The organism is Planomonospora corallina (assembly GCF_042650625.1).
Classification (GTDB): domain Bacteria; phylum Actinomycetota; class Actinomycetes; order Streptosporangiales; family Streptosporangiaceae; genus Planomonospora_B; species Planomonospora_B corallina.
On sequence record NZ_JBHSBM010000017.1, the window covers coordinates 550,022 to 555,311 of the forward strand.

Sequence of the window (5,290 nt, forward strand, 5' to 3'; positions counted from 1 at the left end):
CCCCGCCGGCTGGTGCGCCTGGGCTCGGCGGTGGCGGCGCTGTGCCTGCTGGCCGTCGCCGCGGCGGCCCTGGAGTCGGCGGTCTTCTCCAAGGAGGGACCGCCGGAGCGCGAGTACGTCGTGGAGCACTACTTCAGCGACGACGAGCTCCCGTTCGTGCTGGACGGCCGCGACTGCACCACGCCCACCCGGATGGAGGACGGCAGGCTGCACGCCCGCTGCGCGGCGCCGACGTCCGGGCCGGACCGGGCCGCGCCCGGCGGGGACGGCGGGGACGGCGTCCCCGCCGGCACTGTCCCGCCGCCACCCGGAGGTCCGGGGCGTTCGGCCCGCTGGGCGACGGGCTCCTGAGCGTGCGGGGGATCCGCGAACGGAAGCCGGTGGTGAACGGCGGGGCGCTGGACTGGACGGCCGACGAGTGACGGGGACCGCCGCGGGGTGAGCCGGCGGAGCGGCCCGGGCGCGCGGAGGAGACTGAGCGGAGGAGACTGAGCGGAGGAGACTGAGCGGAGGAGACTGAGCGGAGGAGACTGAGCGGCCGGACGGGGGGAGGAGACGAAGGAGGCCGAGGAGCCCGACGGGTGCCGGAACACGAGAGCCCCGCCGCGGACGGGCGGGGCTCGGTGACGGGACGGTCCGGCCGGTGGCTGCTTCTTCTGCCTACTTCTTCGGCGGGACGGGCTTGCCGCCGGGCAGGAACTGCGGCGGCGGGAAGCGCAGCTTGCGGATCTGCAGGGCGCGCATCGCCGCGTAGAAGCCGACGCCCTTGAGGCTCTCGCCGGGGAACTTCTCCGCGGCGGTCTTCTTGACCTGCCAGGACACCCAGAGCGAGGTGAGCAGCACGCCCAGCATCATGATCGGCCAGCCGATGGTGATCACGGCGATGTAGACGTAGCCGCGGACGGCGGGCGGGAAGGGGATCCAGGTGGCCAGGAGGATGACCAGGGAGAACGGCAGGAAGTACTGGCTGAGCAGGCGGCGCGAGTCGACCCAGTCGCGGGCGAACTTCCGGACCGGGCCGCGGTCGCGGGCCGGGAAGTAGCGTTCCTCGCCGCGGAGCATGCCCTCGCGGGCCCTGGCGCGCTCGGCGGCCTGGCGCTCGCGGAGCTGCCGGTAGGCCTCCTTGCGGTTCTTGGGGGCGGTCACCGGCTGGCGGCGGCGTCCTTCGGCATCCCGGCGCTTGGGTGTGGGACGCCCCTTGCCCGCAGGCTTAGGATCGGTGGCGGAGACGGGGGAATCGTCCGCGGTGGTCTGGGTACGTCGGAACACAAGGTCAGCCTACCGGGACTGCAACTTAGTGACGCCCCCGTGCGTTATGCGTAGGGTGAACCCTATGTGGCACCGCCGCTTTTACCCGGGGGCGGGAATCACCTGGGGTGGTCCGAAGCGCACGTGAAGAAGGGGACGGCCGACGCGCATGAGCGTGATGAAGAGACTTTCCATGATCTTTAAGTCCAAGGCCAACCAGGCCTTGGACAAGATGGAGGATCCGCGCCAGACCTTGGACTACTCCTATCAGCGGCAGCTGGAGCTGCTGCAGAAGGTGCGCCGGGGCGTGGCCGACGTCGCGACCTCGCGCAAGCGGGTCGAGCTGCAGATCAACCAGATCGAGGCGCAGTCGCGGAAGCTGGAGGACCAGGGCCGCAAGGCGCTCAGCGTCGGCCGGGAGGACCTGGCCCGCGAGGCGCTGACCCGCCGCAGCGCGCTGCAGACCCAGATCGCCGACCTGCGGGTGCAGCACGACAACCTGCAGGCGGAGGAGGAGAAGCTCACCCACGCCTCCCACCGCCTCCAGGCCAAGGTCGACGCCTTCCGCACGCGCAAGGAGACCATCAAGGCGACCTACACCGCCGCCGAGGCGCAGACGCGGATCAACGAGGCCTTCTCCGGCATCTCCGAGGAGATGGGCGACGTCGGCCTGGCCATCCAGCGCGCGGAGGACAAGACCGCGCAGATGCAGGCGCGGGCCGGCGCGATCGACGAGCTGCTCGCCAGCGGCGCGCTCGACGACTTCAGCGGTTCCCGCGGCGACGACATCCAGGCGGAGCTGGACCGCATGGGCGGCGGCCGCGACGTGGAGCTGGAGATCGCCCGGATGAAGGCCGAGCTGGGCCAGGGGCCCGCGCCGCAGGGCGCGATCGAGCAGGGCTCCCCGCAGCAGCAGCCCCAGCCGCAGGCCCAGCCCCAGCCGCAGTACCAGCAGCCGCCGGCCGAGCAGTACGGCCAGCCGCAGCAGCCCCCGACCCAGCAGTACCGGCAGCCGGGGGAGGGACAGTGATCATCCGCATCATGGGCGAGGGGCAGGTCGAGATCGCCGAGGGCGACCTCGAGGTCCTCAACCGCCTCGACGGGGAGCTGGAGGAGTCGATCCGGGCCGGAGACGAGGAGACGTTCCGGGTCCGGCTGCACGCCCTGCTGGACAAGGTGCGCGACGTCGGCCGGGAGCTGCCGGACGAGAGCCTGGAGCCCTCGGAGCTGATCCTGCCGCCCTCCGACGCCTCCATGGAGGAGGTCCGGGGGATGCTCGGCGACGAAGGACTGATCCCCGGATAACCGCTCCCGGCCCGGAGGCGGCCTGAGCGTGGCGCGGACGCCCGGCGCGAACCTGGTTCGCCCGGGCCGCCCCTTTGTGTCCCGGTGACCTCGCTTTTCTCCCCTCTTGTCCTGGGGTTGAGGTGCGGGTTACCCAGATTTGCCCTCACAATGGGACACAAAAAGCCCATGAAAGAGGGTGTCGTTATGCCGGACCTTGCGCCCTTGCGGCCCGGTGACCCCGAGCAGGTACGGGAGTACCGGCTCACCGCCCGGCTCGGCGAGGGCGGCCAGGGAACGGTCTTCCTCGGCGAGTCCCCCACCGGGGCGCGCGTCGCGGTCAAGCTGCTCCGCGCCGACCTCGCTCAGGACGAAGAAGCGTTGGAACGTTTCATCCGCGAGGTCAGCACGGCCCAGCGGGTCTCGCCGTTCTGCACCGCCGCGGTGCTCGAGACCGGGGTCGACGACGACCACCGGCCCTACATCGTCAGTGAGTTCATCGACGGGCCGACGCTCGACGCGGTCGTCAACACCGAGGGGCCCCGGTCGGGCTCCGCGCTGCACCGGCTCGCGATCGGCACGGTCACCGCGCTCGTCGCGATCCACCAGGCGGGCATCGTGCACCGCGACTTCAAGCCGTCCAACGTGCTGCTCGCCCCCGACGGCCCCCGGGTGATCGACTTCGGCATCGCCAAGGCGCTCGACCGGACCTCGACGCTGACCGCGATGGCGATCGGCACCCCCGCGTACATGACCCCCGAGCAGCTGGCGGGGGAGGCCGCCGGCGCGGCGGCCGACATGTTCGCCTGGGGCTGCACGATGGTCTTCGCGGCCACCGGCAAGCCCCCGTTCGGCACCGACAGCCTTCCGGCGATCTTCAACCGCATCATGAACGCGGAGCCCGACCTGTCGGCGATCGAGGACGAGGCCCTGCGCGGGCTGGTGGGCGACTGCCTGGCCAAGGACGCCGCCCGCCGCCCGACGGCGAGCGAAGCGCTGATGCGGCTGCTCGGCCACGCCGGGCCCGGCACGACGGGCTCCGCCCCGGCCCCCGAGCCCCAGACCATCCTCGCGGAGGGGTCGGCCGTGGCGGCCCAGCAGACGGGCCCGGGAGGCCCGGGAGCTCCCTACCAGGGCTTCCCGCAGGGCGCCGTGCCGCACCAGACGGGCCCCGGCGGCTTCCCGCCCCAGCAGGCCGGGCCGGGCTCCTTCCAGCAGACGATGTACGGCGTGCCGACGCAGGGCGGCACCCTGCCGTACGGGTCCCCGGAGGCGCACCCCGCGGGTCCCGGCGCTTTCCCGCCCCACCAGACGGGTCCGGGGGGCTTCCCGCCGAACCAGACCGGGCCCGGCGGCTTCCCGCCCCACCAGACGGGCCCCGGTGGCTTCCCGCCCCAGCAGACCGGGCCGGGCGCCTTCGCCCAGCAGTTGACGTCCCCCGCCGGGCAGGTGCCGTACCAGGCCGGTGGTCCCGGCGGCTTCCCGCCGGGCCAGAGCGGGCCGGGCGCCTTCCAGCAGCCGCCGTTCGGCGCCCCGCAGGCGCCCCCGCCGTACGGCGCGCACCCGCAGGCGCCGGGGCGCGGCTCCTCCGGAAGCGGAAGCAGGCGCGGGCTCTGGACGGTGCTCGGCGCGGTCCTCGCGGTCGTGCTCGTGGGCGGCGGCGTCACGCTGGTGCTGCGGGGCAGCGGCTCCGACCCGACCACGCCCCCGGCCGTCACCTCGGGACGGGACAGCAGCGCCACGCCCACCCCGGTCGCGGCCCAGGTCCCCGAGGCGACCCGCGAGGTCAAGCTCCCGGGCGGCTCGACCACCGTCCACGAGAGCGACGACGACCCGATCAAGCTGACCGCCTACACCCTGGAGAACGGCACGCACCTGTACGTCCGGGGCGCCGACGGCAAGTTCGCCAAGAACGACAAGTACTTCGAGTACACGCTGAACACCGCGGGCACCAGGGGGATCGGCACCGACCGGGTCTACAGCGACGACAACCACGCCATGGTCTCGATCGTCGACCACAAGACCGGCGCGGAGAGCGACGTGAAGATCACCAAGGCGCCGGTCTTCCCGACGCTGCCGCAGTGGTCGCCGGACGAGAGCAAGGCCCTGGTCACGCTCTACGAGGCCGTCGACAACACCAGCAAGCCGTACGGCTTCGCGATCATCGACGTCGCCACGAAGAAGGCGAAGATTGTCAAGGTGAAGGAGGGGGACGCCGGCCAGTGGAGCTACTTCTGGCGCGGTGACGGCCTCGCCGTCGGCACCTGGGCGATCGACACCAAGGCCAAGACCAACCGCATCCGCTTCTACGACCCGGACACCGGGGTGGTGCTGCAGACGCTGCTCCACGTGGGCACCCCGCTCACGGTGGAGAGCGACGACATCAACCCCTCCGGCGAGCTGCTGATGACCTACTGCAAGGACACCACGCAGGAGATCTGCGTCTGGTCCACCACCGTCGACGGGGAGCCGAAGGCGCGGATCCCGTTCGTCACCGAGCGGGTCATCGGCTGGTACGACGACCAGCACATCGCGGCCTGGCGGAAGACGGGCTCCGGCTACGAGGCCGTGGTCATCGACTTCCGCGGCCAGGTGAAGCGGCTGCTGGCCGAGACGACCGACACCGCGGAGTACGGCAAGCAGTTCATGCGCTACACCCGGATCGGCGGCTGACCGGGCAGGGGTCGCGGGCCGCCGGCCGGCCCGCACCTCCCAGGGCCGGGCAGGCCCGCCGCACGTGGAGAAGGCCCCGGCGGTC

General features: G+C 72.4%; 4 protein-coding genes. 3 read left to right on the forward strand and 1 reads right to left on the reverse strand.

Annotated elements, in window-relative coordinates:
- Window positions 1–660: 660 nt before the first annotated feature.
- Complete coding sequence (locus ACFOWE_RS15640; protein WP_377288282.1) at window positions 661–1,146, reverse strand: DUF3043 domain-containing protein; 486 nt, start codon at window positions 1,144–1,146, stop codon at window positions 661–663.
- A gap of 271 nt (window positions 1,147–1,417) precedes the next feature.
- On the opposite strand from ACFOWE_RS15640, the gene ACFOWE_RS15645 reads away from it, so the two are divergent.
- The 3 genes from ACFOWE_RS15645 (at window position 1,418) to ACFOWE_RS15655 (ending at window position 5,205) form a co-directional block, all read left to right on the forward strand.
- Window positions 1,418–2,278 carry a PspA/IM30 family protein gene (locus tag ACFOWE_RS15645; protein WP_377288284.1) on the forward strand — a complete coding sequence of 287 codons (861 nt, stop codon included), beginning with the start codon at window positions 1,418–1,420 and terminating at the stop codon, window positions 2,276–2,278.
- Window positions 2,275–2,553 (forward strand): PspA-associated protein PspAA, encoded by a 279-nt coding sequence (gene pspAA, locus ACFOWE_RS15650; protein WP_377288286.1) that lies wholly within the window; start codon window positions 2,275–2,277, stop codon window positions 2,551–2,553. The genes ACFOWE_RS15645 and pspAA overlap by 4 nt, the downstream gene beginning before the upstream one ends.
- A 204-nt stretch (window positions 2,554–2,757) precedes the next feature.
- On the forward strand, window positions 2,758–5,205 hold the full coding sequence (locus ACFOWE_RS15655) for a serine/threonine protein kinase (RefSeq protein WP_377288288.1): 2,448 nt from the start codon (window positions 2,758–2,760) through the stop codon (window positions 5,203–5,205).
- Window positions 5,206–5,290: the final 85 nt, after the last annotated feature.

Bases quoted from the DNA above. Each gene is read 5' to 3' on its own strand.
- ACFOWE_RS15645 (WP_377288284.1), top strand. From the start codon at position 1,418: ATGAGCGTGATGAAGAGACTTTCCATGATCTTTAAGTCCAAGGCCAAC.